General features: G+C 74.2%; 22 protein-coding genes. 8 read left to right on the top strand and 14 right to left on the bottom strand.

Features of this window, described 5'->3' with window-relative positions; all coding sequences use genetic code 11:
* Nucleotides 1-27: 27 nt before the first annotated feature.
* The gene (locus OG553_RS36240; RefSeq protein WP_331728168.1) at nucleotides 28-333 is read right to left on the bottom strand and encodes a hypothetical protein; all 306 of its coding nucleotides are present in this window, start codon (nucleotides 331-333) and stop codon (nucleotides 28-30) included.
* A 234-nt stretch (nucleotides 334-567) separates the two neighbouring features.
* On the opposite strand from OG553_RS36240, the gene bla reads away from it, so the two are divergent.
* Nucleotides 568-1,506, top strand: a complete 939-nt coding sequence (gene bla / locus OG553_RS36235) for a class A beta-lactamase (RefSeq protein WP_405983244.1) — start codon at nucleotides 568-570, stop codon at nucleotides 1,504-1,506.
* 6 nt (nucleotides 1,507-1,512) lie between these two features.
* Here the strand turns inward: bla and OG553_RS36230 are convergent, their stop codons facing one another.
* Nucleotides 1,513-2,217 (bottom strand): NAD(P)H-binding protein, encoded by a 705-nt coding sequence (locus OG553_RS36230; RefSeq protein WP_331728163.1) that lies wholly within the window; start codon nucleotides 2,215-2,217, stop codon nucleotides 1,513-1,515.
* 170 nt (nucleotides 2,218-2,387) lie between these two features.
* On the opposite strand from OG553_RS36230, the gene OG553_RS36225 reads away from it, so the two are divergent.
* Complete coding sequence (locus OG553_RS36225; RefSeq protein WP_331728160.1) at nucleotides 2,388-2,738, top strand: ribosomal protein L7/L12; 351 nt, start codon at nucleotides 2,388-2,390, stop codon at nucleotides 2,736-2,738.
* Nucleotides 2,739-2,810: 72 nt separating this feature from the next.
* Here the strand turns inward: OG553_RS36225 and OG553_RS36220 are convergent, their stop codons facing one another.
* Together OG553_RS36220 and OG553_RS36215 are read right to left on the bottom strand one after the other, a co-directional pair.
* The gene (locus OG553_RS36220; protein WP_405983243.1) at nucleotides 2,811-3,503 is read right to left on the bottom strand and encodes a histone-like nucleoid-structuring protein Lsr2; all 693 of its coding nucleotides are present in this window, start codon (nucleotides 3,501-3,503) and stop codon (nucleotides 2,811-2,813) included.
* 68 nt (nucleotides 3,504-3,571) lie between these two features.
* Nucleotides 3,572-4,099, bottom strand: coding sequence for a hypothetical protein (locus OG553_RS36215; RefSeq protein WP_331728158.1), 528 nt, complete (start codon nucleotides 4,097-4,099; stop codon nucleotides 3,572-3,574).
* A gap of 262 nt (nucleotides 4,100-4,361) precedes the next feature.
* Here OG553_RS36215 and OG553_RS36210 point away from each other — a divergent pair, with 262 nt between their 5' ends.
* Complete coding sequence (locus OG553_RS36210; protein WP_405983242.1) at nucleotides 4,362-4,538, top strand: hypothetical protein; 177 nt, start codon at nucleotides 4,362-4,364, stop codon at nucleotides 4,536-4,538.
* Between the two features lie 7 nt (nucleotides 4,539-4,545).
* On the top strand, nucleotides 4,546-5,019 hold the full coding sequence (locus tag OG553_RS36205) for a hypothetical protein (RefSeq protein WP_331728155.1): 474 nt from the start codon (nucleotides 4,546-4,548) through the stop codon (nucleotides 5,017-5,019).
* A 111-nt stretch (nucleotides 5,020-5,130) separates the two neighbouring features.
* Here the strand turns inward: OG553_RS36205 and OG553_RS36200 are convergent, their stop codons facing one another.
* A complete protein-coding gene (locus OG553_RS36200) occupies nucleotides 5,131-5,631 on the bottom strand; it encodes a hypothetical protein (protein WP_331728152.1) in 501 nt (166 codons plus the stop codon).
* 458 nt (nucleotides 5,632-6,089) lie between these two features.
* Entirely contained in the window at nucleotides 6,090-6,605 is a 516-nt protein-coding gene (locus tag OG553_RS36195) for a DinB family protein (RefSeq protein WP_331728149.1), read from the bottom strand.
* Between the two features lie 212 nt (nucleotides 6,606-6,817).
* Between OG553_RS36195 and OG553_RS36190 the strand changes: the two genes are divergently transcribed.
* Together OG553_RS36190 and OG553_RS36185 are read left to right on the top strand one after the other, a co-directional pair.
* On the top strand, nucleotides 6,818-7,429 hold the full coding sequence (locus OG553_RS36190) for a GDSL-type esterase/lipase family protein (protein WP_331728146.1): 612 nt from the start codon (nucleotides 6,818-6,820) through the stop codon (nucleotides 7,427-7,429).
* A gap of 141 nt (nucleotides 7,430-7,570) precedes the next feature.
* Nucleotides 7,571-8,743: a hypothetical protein gene (locus OG553_RS36185; protein ID WP_331728144.1), complete on the top strand. Its 1,173-nt coding sequence runs from the start codon at nucleotides 7,571-7,573 to the stop codon at nucleotides 8,741-8,743.
* A 27-nt stretch (nucleotides 8,744-8,770) separates the two neighbouring features.
* On the opposite strand, the gene OG553_RS36180 is transcribed toward OG553_RS36185, so the two are convergent.
* The 7 genes from OG553_RS36180 to OG553_RS36150 form a co-directional block, all read right to left on the bottom strand.
* Complete coding sequence (locus tag OG553_RS36180) at nucleotides 8,771-10,123, bottom strand: DUF2201 family putative metallopeptidase (protein ID WP_331728141.1); 1,353 nt, start codon at nucleotides 10,121-10,123, stop codon at nucleotides 8,771-8,773.
* Complete coding sequence (locus OG553_RS36175) at nucleotides 10,120-11,436, bottom strand: MoxR family ATPase (RefSeq protein WP_331728138.1); 1,317 nt, start codon at nucleotides 11,434-11,436, stop codon at nucleotides 10,120-10,122. The genes OG553_RS36180 and OG553_RS36175 overlap by 4 nt, the downstream gene beginning before the upstream one ends.
* 131 nt (nucleotides 11,437-11,567) lie before the next feature.
* Nucleotides 11,568-12,944 carry a hypothetical protein gene (locus OG553_RS36170; RefSeq protein ID WP_331728135.1) on the bottom strand — a complete coding sequence of 459 codons (1,377 nt, stop codon included), beginning with the start codon at nucleotides 12,942-12,944 and terminating at the stop codon, nucleotides 11,568-11,570.
* Between the two features lie 106 nt (nucleotides 12,945-13,050).
* Nucleotides 13,051-13,554, bottom strand: coding sequence for a GNAT family N-acetyltransferase (locus OG553_RS36165; protein ID WP_331728132.1), 504 nt, complete (start codon nucleotides 13,552-13,554; stop codon nucleotides 13,051-13,053).
* A 64-nt stretch (nucleotides 13,555-13,618) separates the two neighbouring features.
* The gene (locus tag OG553_RS36160; RefSeq protein WP_331728129.1) at nucleotides 13,619-14,062 is read right to left on the bottom strand and encodes an SRPBCC family protein; all 444 of its coding nucleotides are present in this window, start codon (nucleotides 14,060-14,062) and stop codon (nucleotides 13,619-13,621) included.
* A 148-nt stretch (nucleotides 14,063-14,210) separates the two neighbouring features.
* A complete protein-coding gene (locus OG553_RS36155; RefSeq protein WP_405983241.1) occupies nucleotides 14,211-15,614 on the bottom strand; it encodes a carotenoid oxygenase family protein in 1,404 nt (467 codons plus the stop codon).
* Nucleotides 15,615-15,616: 2 nt separating this feature from the next.
* A complete protein-coding gene (locus OG553_RS36150; RefSeq protein ID WP_331728123.1) occupies nucleotides 15,617-16,939 on the bottom strand; it encodes an MFS transporter in 1,323 nt (440 codons plus the stop codon).
* Nucleotides 16,940-17,099: 160 nt separating this feature from the next.
* Here OG553_RS36150 and OG553_RS36145 point away from each other — a divergent pair, with 160 nt between their 5' ends.
* A complete protein-coding gene (locus tag OG553_RS36145; RefSeq protein WP_331728120.1) occupies nucleotides 17,100-19,847 on the top strand; it encodes an AAA family ATPase in 2,748 nt (915 codons plus the stop codon).
* Here the strand turns inward: OG553_RS36145 and OG553_RS36140 are convergent.
* Nucleotides 19,809-20,186, bottom strand: coding sequence for a DUF2255 family protein (locus OG553_RS36140; RefSeq protein ID WP_331728118.1), 378 nt, complete (start codon nucleotides 20,184-20,186; stop codon nucleotides 19,809-19,811). The genes OG553_RS36145 and OG553_RS36140 overlap by 39 nt on opposite strands.
* Before the next feature lie 131 nt (nucleotides 20,187-20,317).
* Here OG553_RS36140 and OG553_RS36135 point away from each other — a divergent pair, with 131 nt between their 5' ends.
* The gene (locus tag OG553_RS36135; protein ID WP_331728116.1) at nucleotides 20,318-21,319 is read left to right on the top strand and encodes an SDR family NAD(P)-dependent oxidoreductase; all 1,002 of its coding nucleotides are present in this window, start codon (nucleotides 20,318-20,320) and stop codon (nucleotides 21,317-21,319) included.
* Nucleotides 21,320-21,385 lie beyond the last annotated feature (66 nt).

Below are 21,385 nucleotides of genomic sequence, written 5' to 3'. Positions count from 1 at the left end.
GCACGTGCGAAGAGCGCCGGATGCGGGCTACGGGGCGACCCGGCAGGCGCTGACCGCGGTCCCGTTGGTGACGCCGCCCTTGGTCAGGCCGGACACGCACAGCTCGTGTTCGCCGCCGAGGCCGGCGGAACAGGCGTCACGGACGTACTCGGGGGCTTCGCCGCCGCGCAGCTCGCGCTCGACCTGGTTGATGCAGGCCCGCACGTCCGCGTGCGCGGCGGGGGCAGTGAGCGCCGCTCCGCCGACGGCGAGGGCGAGGGCGGCGAGGACGCCGACGATGCGGGACGGCGTACGGGTGGACGTACGGCTTGACGTGCGGCTTGACGTGCGCAAGGGGATACACCTGCTCTCGGAGGGAACAAGGGCCGCGGGTGCCCGCTCCACCCCCCTCCCACCACCGTACGACCGGGACCCGCCGACCACGACCGGGGGGGGCGGGGAGAGCCGCAAACCGGGCTGGAACCGCCCCATCCGCCCAGTGCGTCTTGATCGTCAAGGTTCCCTGAAGGACCACCCTGAGGGAACACGTGAAGGAAGACGAGGCTCCCCATGCCCATGCCCATGCCCATGCCCACGCCTCCCGCTCGCCGCACGGTCCTGACCGCTCTAGGAGCCGGTGCCGGTGCCGTGCTCACCACCGGCTTAGCCCCAGCCGCCTCGGCCTCGGCCTCCTCCGGAACCCGAGCCGGAGCCGGTCCCCGGGTCGCCCGGGCCCTGGCCGAGCTCGAACGCGAGCGCGGCGCACGCCTCGGGGTGTACGCCCTGGAGACGGACACCGGACGGGCCGTCACCCACCGGGCGGACGAGCTCTTCCCCATGTGCTCGGTGTTCAAGACCCTCGCCGCCGCCGCGGTGTTGCGCGATCTCGACCACGACGGCTCGGTCCTCGCCCGCCGCATCCACTACACCGAGGCGGACATCGAACGGTCGGGCTACTCGGAGTGGACCAAGCGGCCGGCCCACCTCGCCAACGGCCTGACGATCGCCGAGCTGTGCGAGGTGAGCATCACCTACAGCGACAACACCGCGGCCAACCTGCTGCTGCGCGAACTCGGCGGCCCGTCCGCCGTCACCCGCTTCGCCCGCTCCCTGGGCGACCCGGTGACGCGCCTGGACCGGTGGGAGCCCGAGCTGAACACCGCCGAACCGGACCGCCTCACCGACGTCACCACCCCGCGGGCGATCGGCCGCACGTACGCCCGGCTGGTCCTCGGCGACGCCCTCGGCCGCGCCGACCGCGGGCTGCTGACCGACTGGCTGTGCGCCAACACGACGAGCAGTGCGCGCTTCCGCAAGGGGCTGCCCGCCGAGTGGCGGCTGGGCGACAAGACGGGCGGCGGCTCCTACGGCACGAACAACGACGTCGGCATCGCCTGGCGGCCCCACGGCTCGCCGCTGGTCATGGCGGTCCTGACGACCAAGCCCGCGCAGGACGCGGAGGCGGACAACGAGCTGGTGTCCCGGACGGCCGGGATCCTGGCCGAGGCGTTCGCCGACAGGCCGTAGACGCGGTTACCCCTTGCCGGCCGCGACCGCGACCGCGGCCGGCTCGGGGGCGAGGGCCAGGAAGTCGTCGTACGTACGGACCCGGACGCCGGCTCGGTCCTCGGCCAGCGCGGCGACCATGGCCGCGGCGAGCCGGCCCGCGGGCACCGGGCGGTAGGGGCGGGCGGGCCCGGCCAGCAGCGGGGCCAGCACGGTCGCGGCGGAGCTGCCGAGCCCCTCGCCGCGGCGGTGGGAGGGGCGGTGCCCGAGGATGAAGGAGGGCCGGAAGAACTCGGTCTGCCGGTAGCCCAGGGCCGTCACCTCCGCTTCCATGTCCCCCTTGACCCGCAGGTAGAAGGCCCGGCTGCCGGAACCGGCGCCGACCGAGGACACGACCGCGATCCGCTCGGCGCCCGCCTCCCGGGCCAGCCCCGCCACGCGTACGGTGTGGTGCTGGTCCACCTCGCGGAAGGCCTCCTGCGAGCCCGCCTGCCGGATGGTGGTGCCCAGCGCGCCGTACACGTCCGTCCCGCCGCCCGGCCCGGACGGCAGGTCGTCGGCCCCGAGCTTGGCGAAGTCCACCACCCGGGCTTCCAGCCGCGGGTGTTCGAGCCCGAGCGGGCGGCGGGCCAGCACGGTGACGCGTTCGTAGCGCGGGTCGCGCAGCAGCCGCACCAGCAACTGCCCGCCGACCAGTCCGGTGGCTCCGACCAGGAGCGCGCTGCGGGTCATGGGATTCCTCTCCGCCGCCGACGGCCGGCCCGCCGGAATCCCCGCAGGATGTCACATCCGCCGGCCCGGATCTCCGGCCGGACGGCCGGACGGAGCGGGACCGCGCCCGTGGCCGCGGGGATGGTTGACTTGCCGGGCACAGGACGAGCGCGTGTCGCCAGGGAGGGCGTGTGGAAGAGCCGGGATTCCGAGTCCTGCTCACGGAGCCGGGTGACCGGAAGACGGAGGCGGTCCGTGCGGTCCGGACGGTCACCGGCCTCAGCCTCTGGAACAGCAAGCTCCTGCTGGACCGCGCGCCCGTGGCGGCCACGGAACCCGACTGGCTCGAAACCGCCCAGGACGCGGCCGACGTGCTGGAGGCCGCGGGCGTCCGCGCGGCGGTGCTCTGCGGCTGGTGCGACCGCACCGTCCCGCGAGAGGGCGCCCCCCTCGACCCGGCCCCGTGCACCGGCCCATGGCCCCCCAGAACCTGCCGAGCGAGCCACCCGCCCGACACCCCGACTGGGCACGCGCCCTGCTGACGCCCCGACAGAGCTGAAGGGCACGCTCCATGGCACGGGTCATCTCACAGGCGAGCAGCGGGCCCCGGCGGCTTACCGTGATGCCTCGTATGCCTCGCGGATGGCCGCGGGGATACGGCCGCGGTCGTTTACGAGGTAGCCGTTCGCACGGGCCCAGAGACGTACGCTGTCATCCTCCGGACGCGGAGCGGGTCCAGGGGCCCTGCCAAGCCCGCCGCGGTCACCCGAAGAGACCCCCTCAAGCTGGTCGGCCACGTGCTCGAAGAAGGCGAACAGCGAGGCGAACTCGCCGTCTTCAGGGGACGACCCCTCGCTCCAGGACCCCACCGTGCCGGTGGCCGTGTTCACGAACTTCCCGTGGGTGCCGTCGCGCTCCGAGACGATCGGCACCCACTCCCTGCGCCAAGACGGGTGGTCAGGGTCTCCGGACGGTGCCGCTTCCTCCATGGCCATCCGGTGGTGGTAGACGCGCTCGACGTCCATGAGGCCCAGAAGAAGTCCGCCACTGAGGATGACGCCCGGGCACCCCAACGCCACCAGATCCGATCCGGTGCGAGTCTGCCGGCCCGCCTCGACGTCGTGAGCCAGAAGCCACTGCCGTAGCTGTTCCGGCAGTTCCAGGCCCATGCGCCGTTCGGCTTCGTGGACGGCCGCCGCACTCCCCGCGCTGCCGAGAGCAGCGAACACATCGGGGGCATGACGTTCGAGCCATGCGGTCACCCGCCCCCACGCCTGCCGTGCGTCTCCAGCCCTCTGACGGTCCATGGGTAGACCGTACTCAACGCCCCTGACAGCGCCGGTGCGGCCGGGACCTCCGCCGAGCCGCCGCCGCTCTAGGGAGCGCGCTCGGGCTCCGCGTGCGCGTCCCCGAGGGCGTAGGGCGGGATGGTCCACCGCAGCACCGTCATCCCCGCCCCGTCGGCATGCAGCGTGACCGGGTAGACCTGACCGGCGGCCCGCTCGCCGCGGTGCCTGATCGAGTGGTCGCCCTGGTCCCATTCGATGCCGAGCACCCGGCAACCGGCGACGTCGATCACACCAGCGCGCAGGGGATGGTTCCACCCGGCTCGCCGGAAGCGGTGGAAGTCGGTGTGCGCGTCGACCGCGACCATGAGGCCGATGCCGTGGAGACAGTCACGCCAGGCGGTGAGTCCGGCCGCACGTGCGGCCGCCTCGGCCACCGGTACGTCCAGCCACCCGTGCGGCCCGGTACCGCCGTGCTGGGCGATCCGCGCACCGCCGAACCGTGCGTGTGCGTCGTCGGCGTGCAGGCCCCAGTAGAAGACGTCGGCGAGCCCGTCGGCCGGCTCGTCGTCCATCCCGGTCCACGCGTCCAGCGCGGAGGCGTCGCCGACGACCATGCCGCACCCGGTCGACGGGCAGGTCCCCGAGCGGAACCGGAACCGACGGGTCCGCGGTCTCGGACCACGGCAGACCCAGTCCGACCTCCAAGGTCGATATCGCAGGCTCCCCGTCGAACGGAGACGGCGAGGTGGTCGCCCGCACCGTCAGAGCCCGGTCGTGGGCTGCCGGAACAGCGACCGCCTCGCACAGCCCCTCACGAAGGTGGCCTCCGCCCGCCGCCGCAGCGGCCCCGGCACGCTCGGACAGGGGCCGGCCCGCATGGCGCCACTGGTCGATCCAAGTGGCCATGCCCAGGACCAGCGCACCCGACGGCGCATCTACTTTCCCCAGGTCGACGAAGATCTCAGCAGACATGCGCCGATTGTGCCGCCCCGGTACGACAACCGTCCGCGCGGGCTGATCCTCGACGACACGGCGGGCGGGCGGCGGCGATGATGTGCGGGTGTTCTACGAAGATCTCAGCGAGTACACCTACCGGGACGAGGACGCCTTCGGGGACGGGGAGTCGTTCCGCGAGCTCTGGTACCGGCCCGAGTACGTCCGCCTGAACGTCGGATGGCTGGAGGCCGACGAGCCGTACCCGACGGGAGCCGTGCCCGCCGCCTTCGTGGAGAAGCTGGGGGCCGTCCAGCGGGTCCAGTGGATGAACGTCTGCCTCGGCGTCCACGAGTGCGACCTGTGTCCCGAGGCACAGGCCCCGGAGGGGAACGGGGAGATACGGATCCCGGGCGAGGCCGGCACCGCCTACGCCGCGCCGTTCCTGATCTCGCACTACGTCACCGTTCACGGCTACCGGCCGCCGCAGGTCTTCGTCGACGCCGTCCTCGCCGTCGACCTCGATGCCTGGGCTGCCGCACGGTGGCCGGACGTTCCCTTCCCGTGGGTTCCGGAAGACGCGGAACGCCTGCTGGAGTAGGCGACGGCGCGCGCGGCGGATACCCCTCCCCGCACCTCGGCCGTGGCACGGGGATTGCCGGCGGTCAGCTGCGCTTCAAGGCGCGCGGCCTGGTCCGGTGGGGCGTCCCGTTCACGAGACCGGTTCCGCGTCGGGACGTGCCCATCGTTTGACGATGTGCGGCTCGGAGTACGGGGCCGGCCATGCTTGTAGCCGGATTTCCTCTGTGTCTTCGGGCTCGTCCTCGCAGTCGAGGTCGGGGAGGGCCGCAGCGGCGAGGCCGCGCCTGGAAGCCCGGATGCGGGTCCACCCGGCGGCCACGTCGAAGCGAGCTGCGGCGTCGACGTCGTCAGTGCAGCCGAGCACTACGAGTCGTCCCGAGGCCAGGTTGAGGCTTGCCTCGACGACGTGGTCGAAGTCGTCGCTGTCCTCGTCGGGCTGGTCTGCGAGGAGATGGACGGCAACTGACACGGTGAAGTTGACGTCAGTGCCGATAGCCAGACCGCCTTCAGCGACTCCGAGTCCGTCCAACACCGTCTGCGCAGTCCACACATCGCTGAAGTCGGCGTCGGAGGCCTCGTCCAGGATGTGGATCTGGAAGTAGTCCGCGAAAAGTTCAAGGTTTGTCGCCACGGGGGCATCATCGCTGCTGCCTGATGACGGCAGGGTGGCGGGTGGGGTTGTCTTCCGGCGGGGCCGCCGGGCGGCTGTTTCCGCGGCCACGCCGTACGCGCTGCTCGGGTTGCAAGGTCACGCACGTGCTGCCGGCGGAGGCACTCTGGCCGCGGCGGCCGTACGCTGATGGCCACCGGCAGCAGGAGGAAACCTGGGCGTTGCCCGGCTCGTTCAGCTCAGCACGAGTTCCCCCAGTTCCTCCAGCCAGTACCTCACCCGGTGCCACCGGCTGCAGAAACGCTTCGGGCGTCCCCGGCGGCGCTCGTCGAGCGGCGTCCGGCACTGTTTGCACTGCTTCACTCGCGTCGGCCCTTCCCCCATGACCACGACCTTAGCCTCCCTCCCGCCCGTCCAATCCGGGCCGGCCCGGCCCGGCCCGAGTGGTCGACCGGCGGCACCTGTTCACGGCACCCCGATCACCTCCCGGTCGCGCCGTCGATCCGCTCGCGCAGGATGTCGGCGTGACCGGCGTGCCGGGCGGTCTCCTCGATCATGTGGACCAGTACCCAGCGCATCGAGGGCGCCGGGGTCTCCCGCAGTGAGCGGGCGCCGGGGAGGTCCAGGTCGGTGCAGGCCAGGACGACTTCGTTGGCCCGGGTGACCGCCCGGCGGTAGGCGTCCGCCAGGTCCGCCGCGGTCTCGCCGGCGGCGACCGCCTCCTCGTCGTCCCACGGCTCGTCACCGGCGCCCGCGTAGGCCCAGACGAACCAGTTGAGCTCGACGGCCGTCAGGTGCTTGAGCAGGCCGAGCAGGCTGGTCCCGGACGGGACGCCGGCCGTACGGACCGCGGGCTCCGGGACGCCGGCCGCCTTCGCCAGGACGGACTCGCGCAGGTAGTCCAGGAAGGCCAGCAGGGTGGTCTTCTCGTCGGCGTTCAGGCCCGGGGGCCGCAGGTCGGGGCGGGGGCGGGGACGGGGCTCCGTAGTCGTCATGACGGAAACCTAGCCGACCGGTTCACCGCGGACCGGCGGTCCTACGCGGTCGCGGGCCGAGGCCGCTGAGGCCGCCGGGACCGCCCGGACCGCGCGGCCGCACTCACCGCCTGGACCCGGTCGGCCCGGCGCCATGTCCCTGATCTTGAATAGGGCCTGACCGGCCCCGGCCCGGGACGACCCCGGGCATCCCCACACCTGAGGAGAACCGCATGATCCGCCTCTCTGCGACACCGATGACCTGGGTCGCCACCGGCGACAGCATCACCCAGGCCGTACTGCACACCCACGGCGCACGCGGCTGGGTGGAACACCTGCAGGAACGGGTCCGGTGGCAGATGGACCGGCTGACCGACATCGTCGTCAACACCGGTGTCTCCGGCTGGCGTGCCGTGGACGTCCTCGGTTCCTACGAGCACCTCGTCGGACGCTTCGCGCCCGACGTCCTTTCCATATCGCTCGGCACGAACGACGCGCGCGCCGGCCTGGCCGGGCTGCCGGAGTTCCACGACGCCATGCACCGGCTCATCGGCCGTACGGGGACGGACACCCAGATCGTCCTCCACACCCCGGTGCTCGTCAGCATCGCCGGCCGTGAGGCCCGCGGCGCGCTCCCCGCGTACGCGCAGGCCGTACGGGACATCGCGAAGGAAACCGGTGCGCTGCTGGTCGACCACGAGGCGTACTGGAACGGGCACTTCGGCGGCGCCGACCCCATCGCCTGGCTCGACGACCCGGCCCACCCCAACGCGGTCGGCCACCTCCGGATGGCCGAGCACACGCTCCGGACCCTGGGCCTGGGGGCCATGGAGCCCCGCACCTGAGCCGGTTCAGGGTGAAGACGTGTACATCATGACAGGTCAGAGCCGTTTTTCGTAGGACGGAACGCACAGTTCGCGAGCCTTGTCCGGTCCGTTCCCCATCTCACAGAATCTCCTTCTTGCGTCATCCGGAGACAGGGGGAAATGGTGACGATCGATCACGATGCGGTGCTTCGGGCCCGAGTGCTGCTGCTGGGGTCCGGCCGGCCGAGCCGGGCCGAGCTGGTCGGGGCGTACCGGGTACTGGCCGGGGTGAGTCCGAAGGCGTACGTGCCGAAGCTGGTGGACGCCCTGCTCTCGCTGCGCTACGAGAGCAGGGATCCGGAGGTGGAGCTCGCGCTGGCGGCCGAGGCCTCCCGGGCCGCCCGCGCGATGGAGGCCGGCACTCCGAACCGGGCGGAGCGGTTGTGCGGGGCCCTGGACGCCCAGCAGGCCTCCCTGTTCGCCCTCGGGCGCAGGGCGGAAGGGCGGGCGGTCTGCGAGGAGCTGGCCGGGGCCGGCTGGAGCGGACCCCTGGTCCGGGTCCTGGCCGAGGAGGGGCGCTTCGAGGAAGCCGCGGACCTCGACGAGGAGGCCAGGCAGAACGCGATCCCGGAGCACTCCTTTTGGAACAAGGTGCGGTGGGCGGCGAACCTGGAGGGCGCCGGGCTGCACGACGCGGCATCGGCCGTCTTCGGCGAACTGCTCGCGGAGACCCGGCGCGAGGCGGCCGAAGGGCGCACCGCGCTGGCGATACGCACCTGGGAGCTGGTCCACTTCTCCCGGATGAGGGAGACCGCCGGGGACGGGGAGGGTGCCGCGGCCGCCCGGCGGGAGGCACTGGGCGTCCTGGAGGAACTCGCGGCCAAGGGCGAGCCCGAGAACTGGAGCTGCATCCTCGGCTGGTGGCGGACGCTCTTCGTCCTCTCGGGCCGGGCGGCCGAACCCGCCGCGAGCCCCGGGAACCCGATGCCGCCGTTCGGCACGCAGCACGGCTGGTCGCGCGACGTGCGGGAGGGCTTCCTCGGCATGCTGCCGGGCCTCGAAGCGGAGGCGGCGGAACTGCGCGGGGCCGGCCGGCTGACCGAGCTGGCCGACGTCCGGCGCAGGATCGCCATCCGCGCGGCCGTCCGCGAGGGCGACCACCCCCACCTGTTCCAGGAGCGGTTCACCCCGTACTTCGACGAGGGCGTGACGCTCGCCCGCAGCCTCCCCGACGACCCCGCACGCCTCGCCCGAGCCCTCACCGACCGGTCGTTGTTCCTCGTCGCGGCACGGTCCTTCGAACCCGCGCACGCGGACTTCGCCGAGGCCTTCGCCCTCCTCGACGACCGCTGACCGCACCGCGCCGCCCCGCCCGCCCCGCTACCCGATGCGTACGACACGTGCCCAGGCGGGCGGGGTGTCGGGGACGTAGTCCGGGTCGTCCTCGTCCACGGCGGCGGCGGGGCGCGGGAAGAGGCCGACGACCGTGCGGCAGGGCGGTTGTGCGGAGGGCCACGGCGTCTGGCCGTCCGTCAGGGCCACGATCACGTCCGGGCGGGGCCGGGAGCGCAGCGCCCGGGCGAAGCCGGACCGCAGGTCCGTACCGCCGCCACCGATCAGTTCGAGGTTCTCGGCGCGGCACAGCGGTACGGCGACCCCCGCCGCAGCGTCACAGGAGATCACCGAGACCAGGTCGCGCCGCCCGCCCACCGCCCGGGAGATCGCCGCCACCTCCAGCAGCGCGCCGCCCAGCTCCGCGTCCGTCACCGAGGCGGAGGTGTCGATCACGACGCAGACCCGCGGCGGCATCCGGCGCAGGCTCGGCAGCACGACGCCGGGGACGCCCGCCGAGCGCCGGGACGGGCGCCGGTAGCTGTGGTCCTCGCCCGCCCCCGGCGCGCCCGCGGCCGCGCGTACCGCCGCACCGAGCAACTGCCGCCACGGCTGCGGCGGGTGGAACGCCTCGTCCGCCCACCGGCGCCACCCGTCCGGCGCGTCCCCCGGCCGGGCGGTGATCGCCTCGGACACCCGGAAGCGCACCGCGTCCCGCTGCTGCCGGCTCAGTGCGTTCGCCCCGTCCGGCCCCAGCTCCCAGGGCCTCGCGCGCCCGTCCGCGCCACTGCCGCAGTCGAGCCAGTCCAGCGGCGTGGTGCTGCCCGACATCGAGGCCGTCTGCAGGTACTCCTCCATCAGCAGCCCGTCCGGCAGACCGAGCATCGACGGCCGTACCGCCCCCGTCGGCATCGGCAGGCCGTCGCCGTAGATGTCGTCGTTGATCTCGAAGTCCGCGGCGATGTTCTGCCGCAGCCGCTGCCCGGACACCCGCTCGCCGTGCTCCCGCGCGTACCGCTCGCTCCGCCCGTGGTGGTCCCGGAGCAGGTGGGAGACCTCGTGCACCCATACGCCCGCCAGCTCCTCCAGCGGGGTGCGCGCCACGAACAGCGGGGAGACGTAGCAGCGCCAGTACGCGTCCACCGCCATCGTCGGCACCGACCGGTCCTCCACCACGTGCAGCGCGAAGAGCGCACTGGCGAGGTACGGGCGGACCGCGACCGCGTACAGCCGGGCGGCCAGCAGCTTCTCCGTGTCCAGGGGGACGGCGGATCCCGGCGGCGGGCCGGGCACGGCGGCCCCCACCGGCCGCGGCGGCGGGGGCGGGGCCATCGGGCGCGGCACCGGACGTCCCGACCCGGCCGCCGGGCGCCGCGCCGGCTGCCTCACGGCCCCCGTCATGCGCGCCCGCCCGCCGCGCGACCCGCGCCGGCGGCCGCCGCGGTCCGGGCCACCGAGCTCTCCGCCCGCCGGGACAGGCCCACCACCGACGAGAGGCGCTCCACCGCTTCCGGCACCTCCCAGCCCTCGCGCCGCAGCGCGGCCAGCGCCTTCGCCGGGCCGACCAGCAGGTCCGGCGTCCCGGTCTCCATCGCCCTGACCAGCACCGCCCAGGCCGCCTCCCAGCGCTCCCGCTCCGGGCGCGCGCCGACGGCGGCCACCACCCCCTCCAGGGCGGCCTGACGCAGGTCGCCGCGCTCGGGCAGTTCGGCCGTGGCCGGGTCGGCCAGCAGCACGTCCGGGTCGGGCAGCTCCATCCGGTCGATGTGGGCGAGCAGTTCGAGGCCGGGCCCGTCCCCGACCGCACCCCGGACCAGCAGCGCCAGCACGTCCCGGGAGACGGAGGCGGCGGTGCCGAAGGCGAGCAGCGTCATCGCGGCCTCCCAGCTGCGGGGCGAGGGCCAGGCACCGCCGCGCCGGGTCTCGGTGGTCGGCAGCCGGTGGATCAGCGTCGGCCGGGTGTTCAGGAAGTCGCACACCGCACGACGGGCGAACGCCACCGCGTCCGGCAGCCCCGCCGGGTCCAGCCGGGGCAGCTCCGCGCGCGGCCAGACCCCGCCGAGACCGCGCACCACCACCTCCCGGTCGTGCACCCAGTACAGGTGCACGAACCGGTTCGCCAGCGGCGGGCTCAGCTCCCAGCCGTCGGCGGCCGACGCCCGGGGGTTGGCGGCGGCGACGATCCGTACGCCGGGCGGCAGTTGCAGCGCGCCGACCCTCCGTTCCAGGACCACGCGCAGCAGCGCGGCCTGCACGGCGGGGGTGGCGGTGGACAGCTCGTCGAGGAAGAGCAGCCCCCGCCCGGCGCGCACCAGCTCCACGGCCCACTGGGGCGGGGCCATCGGCACCCCGTTCACCGCCGGGTCCTCGCCCACGATCGGCAGCCCGGAGAAGTCGGTCGGCTCGTGGACGCTGGCGATCACCGTGGTCAGCGGCAGGTCGAGGGAGGTGGCGAGCTGGGTCAGCGCGGCCGTCTTGCCGATGCCGGGCTCGCCCCAGAGGAGTACGGGCAGGTCCGCCGCGACGGAGAGGGCCAGCGCCTCCAACTGCTCGTCGGGGCGCGGCTCGGTGGTGGTCGTCCGCAGGAGCGTCAGGAGGTCCTCGGCGAGGCCGAGCTGTGGCCGGTCGGCCGCCGCGGGCACGGGTACGGGTACGGGTACGGGCACGGGCACGGGCACGGGTACGGGCAGGGGGAGGACGGAACTGGAAGTCATGGGCATCACCTGGGTGGATTCGTGGACGGGAGACCCGTCGCCATGGAGCGGTGGAGGCGTGGAGCGGCGTGCGGCGCGGTGTACGCACCGGGGGGCCGGAGCGGTGCGCCGGGCACCGGCCCGGCGGAACTTCAGGCGTACGAAGCGGTCCGCGGCCGGGTACGGCTGCCGCGCTTGCGGTCGAAGTGGTGCGGCAGATGGCGGTCGGGCCGCGGCCGGTGGCCGTCGTCCCCCGCCACGTCCGCGGCGGGGTGCACGGGTACCAGCCCCGAGCGGAAGAGCCCGTGGTCCAGGCGGCCGGCCACCGCACCCGCGAGGGCGTCCCGCAGGGGCCCCTCGCGCAGGACCGCGCCGGGACCGAGCAGGCCCTCGACCGCGGCCAGGGCCCCGGTCACGTCACCGTGGCGGAGCCGTTCGCGGACCGCGGGAAGCGCCTCGGGGCTGCGGTGCACCGCGTCGATCGCCCGCAGGCAGGGCAGCCCCGGACCGCCGAGCGCCATGAGCAGGTCTTCCCGCGCCAGCTGGGCCGGGTCGTGGTCGACGGCCGCCAGCACCCCGTCCCGCAGCGCGATCCGGTGCACCTCCCCCAGGCACTCGACCCGGTGCGGGTCCGCGTCCTGGCCGGGCCCGGCGTCCGGCGACGGCGAGGAGTACGCCGACGCGGACGGCGGCAGCGCCGCCGCGACCAGCGGGTGGAGCCGCTCCGCGCGGACCAGCCCGGTACGCAGGAGCTCCAGGTCCGGAAGCGTGCGTGCCGCGGCCTCCGGCAGTACCGGGAGTTCCGCGATCCGCTGCGGCGGCAGTTCCTCCCGTACGGGCCGAAGCACCGGGGCGTGGCTGTCGTCGGGGGCGGCGAGTTCGAGCACGGCACGGGTGCGCGCGTCGAGCCGTACGGTCAGGGCGCCGCGCGGGCGGCCCTCGTCCCGCAGCAGCAGCTCCGCCTCCGCCGCCCACCGGTCCGTCGCCTCCGCGCCGCACCGCCGCGCCAGTTCGGCGCTGCGCGTGCCGTCCCAGAGGTGACGGTGCAGGTCGAGGCGGAAGCGCCGGTCGGGGTGGGGGTGCGGATGGTGCCGGGGAGCGTCCGTCCGGGACTCCTCCCAGAGCGCCAGGGACATCCGCTGGCCCGCGTCGGCCCAGGCCGGCGGTGTCCGCACGACCAGGTGCGGTGCCGCGGTGCCCGGTTCCCCGTAGCGTGCCAACGACACGGTGAGGCCGGGCCGGAGCCGCCCGTCGGGGGCGATCCGGGGCATGTGCCAGCGCAGCAGGTCCGGCGCGAGCCGGCGCAGATCCGCCCGGAGGCGGGCGGCGAGTTCCGTGCCGTGGCGGACGCGCACGGCGCGCAGATCGAGATCGACGTCGACCCGGGCGACAGCGCAGGCTGCCGCCCAGTCACCGGCCGCACGGCGGGCGGTCGCGCTTTCGATCATGGACGGTGGCACGGCGTACTCGCGTACGCGCTGCCACATCAACAGGCGGGCGGGAATCGGTTCCGCGAAGTGAAGTGCCATCAGCACTCACCTTGCGTGGACGATTCCCCCAATCCGCTAAGGGTGAAGTTCTTCATCGGCCGCATCATAGGCACGTCCCGGATGATCTGTCAGCCGGGTATTGCCCTCAGGGCAGCGAGCGCGTGAGCCAGGCCACTTCGCCGTTCTCCTCCATGGAGACGCGGTCCCGCTCGAACCCGAGCTTTTCGAGGACGCGGAGCGACGGCGCGTTCCACGTGCCGACGGTCGACCAGAGCCGCTCGCGTCCGGTCGCGATGGCGGCGTCGAGCACCGCGCGGGCCGCCTCGGTGGCGTAGCCGCGGCCGTGCGCGTGCTGGAACAGCTCGTAGGCGATTTCGGGCTCCTCCAGGGTGGCGCGGCCGATGATCAGCCCGCAGTAGCCGATGAAGTCGCCTTCGTCGCGGCGCTGGATGGGCAGCAGGGCGATTCCGGTGCTCTCCGTCGCGGCGAGCAGGTCCGCGATGGCGGTCCGGATGCGTTCGACCGGGGGCGTCCCCTTGCCGCGTTCGGCGAGCAGGGCGCAGAACTCCTCGGCGTCCGACTCGGCCCACGGCCTCAGTATCAGCCGCTCGGTTTCGAGGTGGAACGGCATCGTCTCGTATGTCGACATGCCCCCACTCTGCCCCACGGGCCGTCACGGCCCGCGGGGCAGAGTGGGAAGTGTGCCGCGGCGCCTACTCCGCGGCCTTCTTCAGGGCGTCCAGCCAGGAGACGAGCGAGTCGTCGAGCGCCGCCGCGAGGTGGTCCCGGTCGGCCTCGACCGGTGCGCCCGCCCAGGACTCCCGGGTGCGGACCACGACTTCGTCGCCGTCCTCGGTGAACGTCCACTCGTGCACGCCAGTGATGCCGTGCGCGGGGCCGCCCCACAGGATGCGGTGCCGGGCCTCGTCGGCCTCGTAGACGGTGGAGTCGATGGAGAGCCCCGCCGTCTCCCAGTGGAAGGTGGTGCCGGGTGCGACGGGGCCGTCGAGCCGGGCCTCGGTGATGGCGGGCTGCCAGTCGGGCCAGAGGCCGATGCGGGTGTGCAGCTCCCAGACCCGCGCGAGGGGGGCGGCGATGCGGATGGTGTGGTCGGCGATCACGGGCGCGTTCTCGTCGATGGTGGTGGGGTAGGTCATGACGACTCCTCGGTGTGGGCGTGGGTGTGGGTGTGGTGTGCGTGTGCGTGTGCGTGTGCGTGGGTGCGGGGCCCGGACCGCCGCCGCGGGGGAAGCGGCGGCGGTCCGGTCGGCTGGGGGCCGGCCGGGGCGGCCGGGGCCGCCGCGGTCAGGCGGGCTGGTCGGTGTCGGGGATCCAGTGGCCGTGGATGCCGGCCGGGACCCGGCGGGGGAGTTCGACGGCGGCCACGGTGCTCAGGTCGCCCGCGTCCAGGACCAGCAGCTCCGAGGCGTCGGCGGTCAGGTCGCTGACGATGGTCAGCAGGTAGCCGTCGTCCTCCGCGGTGCCCCCCGCGGCCGGTGCGAAGACCGCCTCGCCCGGCATCCGGCCCTCGCCGTGCGCCAGCAGCGTCTCCCGGCCGGTCCGGGTGTCGAACTTGACGGTGTGGTAGCCCGACAGGCCCGCCCCGGGGAAGGCGATCGCGTAGCTGTAGCGGTAATCGGCGCCGGTGCGGGCGTCGTTGATCGACGGGAACTCGGTGACCAGGCCGTTCAGGGGCTCGGACGTGACCTTCCCCTTCACCGGGTCGATGACCCACCGGTGGAACGTCGAACCGGTGGCCGGGCTGGTGCCGAAACCGGGGGCGCCGACCCACCACTTCCACGAGCTCTCCCAGGCGGAGCGGTCGAAGGAGGGCGCTTCGAGGACGATCCGGCCCTGCGCGTCGGTGTAGGCGTTGGCGACGTGCAGCAGCGCGGCCGGGTCGGGCACCTCGAACCAGCGGGCCGGACCCCCGGCGCGCGGTACGACACCGAGGCGCAGCGGCACCTCGTCGTGCCAGCGGTAGGGGATGCCGGAGTGTTCCGCGTGGTCGAAGACGACCGGCGAGGCGATGAAGACGACGTGTTCGCGGGTGATGGCGAAGTCGTGCATGAGGGAGGGGCCGGCGCCCTCGACGACCTGCGACCGGACGACGGCGCCGGAGGCGTCGGCCACGTAGTAGGTCAGGTAGGGCGGGAAGGGGCCGTAGCCGAAGAAGTGCAGCTCGCCGGTGACCGGGTCCTCCTTGGGGTGGGCGGTCATCGCACCGGTGAGCTTCCCGCCGAAGTCGTGGACGCCGATCGTTTCGAGCTCGGCGCTGACCTCGTAGGGCAGGTTGGCCTCCTGCAGGGCCAGGTAGCGGCCCCCGTGGAAGATGATGTTGGTGGCGGCGGCGCTGACGTCGAGCTCGGTCCCGGTGAACGGCACGCCGTCCAGGAAGGGAGTGCGCACCCACCGGTTGCGGTACCACTCGGCCCGGCCGTCCTTCAGCCGGATGCCGTGGATCATCCCCTCGCCCCGGAACCAGTGGCTGGGCGTGATGCCCGGCTTGGGGTTGTGGCCGTTGCGGAAGTAGCGGCCGTTCAGCTCGGGCGGGAGGGTGCCGCGCACCTTCAGGCCGAGGCCGGTGATCTCGTCGGTGACGGGGGCGAAGTGGCCGCTGAGGTAGGGCTTGTCGAGGGCCGTGTTCACGGTCGTGCTCGTCGTCGCGTTCGTCGTCGTGTTCGTGTTCGTGGTCGTGTTCGTCGTCATGGTCATGCCTTTCGCGTGGACCGCGCCGGGAGGGCGGAGAGGAGGGAGATCACGAGGGTCAGGCCGGCGCAGGCCAGGAACGCCGCGCCGTAGGAAGGGAGCAGGGTCAGGAAGGACAGGCCGACGGCCCCGCCGATCTGCCGGGTGGCGTTGGCCAGCCCGCCCGCCAGGCCGTTGTCCGACGGGGCGACACCGGCCGAGGACAGCGCGGTGAGCCGTACGAAGGCCACCCCGAGGCCGGTGCCGATCAGGAGCGTGGGGCCGAGCAGGTCCACCGGGAAGCTGCCGTCGGCCGGGGTCCGTGACAGCCAGGCCAGCCCGGCCGCGAGGACCAGCAGCCCCACGGGGAGCACGGTGCGGCCGGAGAGCCTGCCGGTGGCCCAGGAGGACAGGCTGATCACGAGGGCGAGGGGCAGCTGCGTCAGCCCCGCCGCCAAGGGCGAGTAGCCGAGGACGCGCTGCTGGTAGAGGGGGAGGAAGTAGAACAGGCCGAGCCAGACCGCGCCCAGCAGGGCCATCAGCAGCCCCGGGACCGCGACCGCCTTCATGCGGGCCGGCAGCAGGGGCTCGGCGGACCGGCGCTGGAGCACCGCGAACACCGCCAGCAGTGCCAGCCCGAACAGGGCGAACGCCCAGGGGCCCGACAGGCCGTACGTGAGGGCGACCAGCCCCGCCGTCACCGTCACCGCACCCGGCACGTCCATGCTCCCGCCGCGCGGCCGGTCGGCACCGACCAGCAGCCGGGTCGCCACCAGCACGGTCAGGGCCAGGGGCACCAGCACCGCGAACACCGCACGCCACCCGTACGAGGCGGTGAGCACCCCGCCGAGCAGGACGCCCGCCGCCCCGCCGGCCCCGGAGACCGCGCCCCACACTCCGAGCGCGGTGCCGCGGGCCCTGCCGGTGGGATGGAGCGTGAGTACGAGTGCCAGTGCCGTGGGCGCCAGCAGCGCGGCGCCGACGCCCTGCACCGCCCGGCAGGCGATCAGTACGGCCGCCGAGGGGGCCAGGGCCGCCCCGAGGGAGGAGACGGCGAACAGGCCGGTGCCGGTCAGGAACACGCGGCGCAGCCCGTACGCGTCCCCCGCGCGCCCGCCGGCGAGGAGCAGCGCGCCGAACGCCAGGACGTAGGCGTTGACCGTCCAGGCCTGGCCCGCGTCCGACAGCCCGAGCCCGGCCCGGATCGGGGGGAGGGCGACGTTCACGATCGAGGCGCTCAGTACCACCAGGAACTGGGCGGTGGCCAGGACCGCCAGCGGTGTCCAGCCGGTGACGGTCCGCGGTGCCGGGTCGGTGCCGGCCTGCATCGGTGCGGTGCGGTTCATGGCTCAACCTTCGCGGCGGGCGACCATCGCTCGCGTCGGTAGTCATCACCTATGGGTAATGCGCTTCGCGGGCCCGGTAGTTGGCGCCCGGAAGGCGACCGGAGCGGAGGGTGCGGTTCCATGATTCCCCCGGGGCGTGCGACCGCCTAGGTTGGCGATCATGCCCGCAACGAACCCCTCACCGAACGCGGACCCGCACCCGCACACGGACCCGCACCCGCACCCGGACAAGGACCCGAACCCGGAAGCCGACGCCCTGATCGGCCGCCGGGACGAGATCCGCCGCCTCGACGCCCTGCTCGACGCGGCCCGCAAGGGCCGGGGCGGCGCCCTGCTGCTGCGCGGCGAGCCGGGCATCGGCAAGAGCACGCTGCTGGACCACCTCCACCACCGCGCGAGCGGATTCCTCGTCATGAGGGCGTCCGGCGCGGAGTTCGAGATGGAACTGCCCTTCGCCGCGCTGCACCAGCTGCTGGCGCCGGTCACCGGCCGGCTGACGGAGCTGCCCGCACCCCACCGCACCGCGCTCCGGATCGCCCTGGGCCTCGACACCGGCACCCCCGACCCCTTCCTGGTCGGCGTCGGCTCCCTGGGCCTGCTCGCGGAGACCTCGGCCGAACGCCCGGTCCTGTGCCTCGTCGACGACGCACAGTGGCTGGACCGCGCGTCCGCCAAGGCGCTGGCCTTCCTGGCCCGCCGCGTCGCGGCCGAGCCGATCGCCCTCGTCTTCGCCGCCCGCGAGGCGGGCGGCACGCCCGAACTGGCCGGGCTGCCCACCCACCCCCTCCGAGGCCTCGGCGAACCGGACGCCCGCGCGCTGCTGGGCACGGCCGTCCGCGCACCCCTTGACGAGCGGGTACGCGACCGGATCCTGGCCGAGGCACGCGGCAACCCCCTCGCACTGGTCGAGCTGCCCCGGACCGCCGGACTCGCCGGGATGGCGGGCGGATTCGACCAGCCCGCCTCGGTCCCCGCCGTGATCGAGCAGAGCTTCCGCACCCGGCTGGAACTCCTCGCGCCGCCCGCCCGGCTGCTGGTGACCGTCGCCGCCGCCGACCCGATCGGGGACCCCGGTCTGCTGTGGCGCGCCGCCGAACTCCTGGGCATCGACGGGCCGGCCGTCGCGGGTTCCGTGCCGCTGGTCGAGTTCGGCACCCGCATCCGCTTCAGCCACCCCCTCGCCCGCTCCGCCGCCTACCGGGCCGCCGCCCCCGAGGACCGGCGCCGGGCGCACGAGGCGCTGGCCGCCGCCACCGACCCGGTGGCCGACCCCGACCGGCGGGCGTGGCACCGCGCCCAGGCCAGTGCGGGCCCCGACGAACAGGTCGCCGCAGCGCTCGAAACCTCGGCCGGCCGCGCCCAGGAACGCGGCGGCGTCGCGGCGGCCGCCGCCTTCCTGGAACGCGCGGCGGCCCTCACCCCCGACCCGGGCCGACGCGCCGAACGGACCCTCGCCGCCGCCCAGGCCAAGCTCTCCGTCGGGGACTTCGACGCGGCGGCCGGTCTGCTCACCACCGTGCCCGGCGACGACCCCGGCCGGGCCGCCCGCGCCGACCTGCTGCGCGGCAAACTGTCGTTCGTCCGACGCCGGGGCGACGAGGGCCCCACCGCCCACCTCCTGCGCGCCGCCGCCCGGCTGGCGGCCACCGACCCCGCCCGGTCCCGGGAGTGCTACCTGGACGCCGTCGAGATGGGCGTCCTCCTGGGCGGCCTCGACCAGGTGGTGGAGGCGGCGCGGAACGCCCCGCCGGCGGACGGCCCGACGGCCCCCGCGACCCCCGCGGCGAGGGTCCTGGCCGGTGTGACCGCACTGGTCGCCGGCGAGGGGCACCGGGCGGCGGGAGAGCTCCTCGGGCCCGTCCTCTCCGACCCCGACGACGGGATCTGGGCCGTACGCCCTTCGCTGGGCTACCTGCTGGCCGCCGAGTTCTGGAACTTCGACACCATGCACGGCATAGCCGCCCGGACCGTCGCGGCCGGCCGCCGGTCGGGCTCCTTCCACGCCCTGCCCATCGGCCTGGCCATGCAGGCCACCACCACCGCCCACACCGGCGACTTCGCCGCCGCGGCGGAGCTCATCTCCGAGGAGGAGGCGCTGGCCGACGCCACCGGCGCCGCCCCCCTCGTCTACCCGCGCCTGCACCTGGCCGCGATGCGCGGACGCCGCGCCGAAGCCCTCGACCTGTTCGCTTCCGTGGACCACCGGATGAGCCTGAGCGCGCAGTGGGCGACGGCCGTCCTCGGCAACGGCCTGGCCGACTACCCGGCCGCGCTGGAGGCGGCCCGGCGGGCGGTCGAGTACGGGGCCGTCGGCACCGCGGGCCTCGCCCTCCCAGAGCTCGTCGAGGCGGCGGTGCGCTGCGGCGAGCACGAGACCGCCACCGAAGCCCTGGCCCTGCTCCAGGCACGCACCCGCGCCGGCGGCCACGCGTGGGGCCTGGGCGTCGAGGCGTACGCCCGCGCCCTCGTGACCGAGGACGAGGACGCCTACCGGGAGGCCATCGACCACCTCGAAGACGGCACCCTGGCCGTCTACCGCGCCAGGGCCCACCTGCTGTACGGGGAGTGGCTGCGCCGCCAGGGCCGACGCCGCGACGCCCGTACGGCACTGCGCCGGGCGCACGAGCCGCTGTCCGACCTCGGCGCCGAGGCCTTCGCCGAGCGCGCCGCGGGCGAGCTGCGCGCCACCGGGGAGCAGGCACGCAGCCGCACCTCGAAGGCCTCGGACCAGCTGACCCTGCAGGAGCTGCACATCGCACGCCTGGTCGCCGACGGCGCCACCTCCAAGGAGGTGGCGGCCAGACTCTTCCTCAGCCCCCGGACGGTCGACGCGCACCTGCGCAACATCTTCCGCAAACTCGGACTCACCTCACGCAGGCAGCTGCGCGACCTTCCCGACATCCGCTAGCCACAGGGTGGTGGCCGCGGCCTCCTCCCCGTTCATCGACTCCACCGGACCGGGCCAGTGCAGCCCGTACTTGGCCCGGTAGCCGGCGGACACCCGCTCGACGAGCGCGGCGTCCGCCACCGGCCGCGGCACCACCCCAACCCGCACCCCGGCCTCCACCTCCACCTCCGTGTCGGCCCGCCGCAGGACCCGGCGGTACCAGGCACTGCGCCGCCCGAACGCGGAGCGGACGTACGCCTCCCCGTCGACCACCACCACCCACACCGTCCGCCGCGACCACCGCCCGCCGCCGTCCCGCACCCACAATCCGATCTCCATGTGATCCAGTTCGCCGCTCATGCCCCCACCCTGGCCGTGCGGCCCCCGGCCACGCGTCGGTGGTCATCACCTAAGTCGCGGGCGGACGGCCGGGCGGGCCGCAGGCTCCGGGAGTTGATCTAGACCCGGCTCCAGCTCATAGCGTCGCCGGCATGAACAGCCTCGATCTCGACCACGATCTTGACCTCGACCTCGTCCAGCAGCCGCTCGGCTCGCCCTTCTCCGCCACCAGCACCGCCGAGGCCGTCATGGCCGGCGTCGACCTCCGCGGCGCGAGCGCCGTCGTGACCGGCGGCTACTCCGGACTCGGCCTGGAGACCACCCGGGCCCTGGCCGCCGCCGGGGCCCGCGTCGTCGTCCCGGCGCGACGTCCCGAGTTCGCCCGCGCCGCCCTCGCCGGCGTGGAGGGCTGCGAGGTCGTGCCCATGGACCTGGAGGACCTCGACAGCGTGCGCGCCGCCGCGGCCCGGATCGCGCGGTCCCTCACCCGGCTCGACCTGCTCATGGCCGTGGCCGGGGTCATGGCCACCCCGGAGCGCCACGTCGGACCCGGCTGGGAGAGCCAGCTGGCCGCCGCCCACTTCGGGCACTTCACGCTCGCCTGCGAGCTGTACCCGCTCCTGGCCGCGGCGGACGGCGCGCGCGTCGTCGTCAACAGCTCGGCCGGGCACGCCCTGACCGACATCCGGTGGCACGACCCGCACTTCCGCACCGGCTACGACAAGTGGCTCGCCTACGGTCAGGCGAAGACCGCCAACTCCCTCTTCGCCGTCCACCTCGACGCCCTCGGGCGCGAGGCGGGCGTCCGGGCGTTCGCCCTCCACCCCGGGAAGATCATCACCGGTCTCCAGCGCGAGATGACGCTCCGGGAGCAGATCGAACGCGGATGGGTGGACGCGCACGGGAACGTGATCGGCGAGGGCTTCAAGTCGCCCTCCCAGGGCGCCGCCACGGGCCTGTGGGCAGCCACGTCCCCGCTCCTCGCCGGGCGCGGCGGGCTCTACCTCGAAGACTGCGAGATCGCGCGGGTCTGCGCCCCGGACACCCCGATGGACGACGGCGGCGTACGCCCGTACGCCGTCGCACCGGACGCGGCCGCCCGGCTCTGGGACCTGTCCCTCGCCGCGACCGGCGCCGAGCCCATCTCCCGCTGAAACAAACCCCGTTCAGTATTGGTTACACCGTACACACCGTGTACGGTGTAACCACATCGCTGATCG

The organism is Streptomyces sp. NBC_00158 (assembly GCF_045160885.1).
Taxonomy (GTDB): domain Bacteria; phylum Actinomycetota; class Actinomycetes; order Streptomycetales; family Streptomycetaceae; genus Streptomyces.
This window is presented reverse-complemented; position numbering and strand designations above follow the sequence as displayed.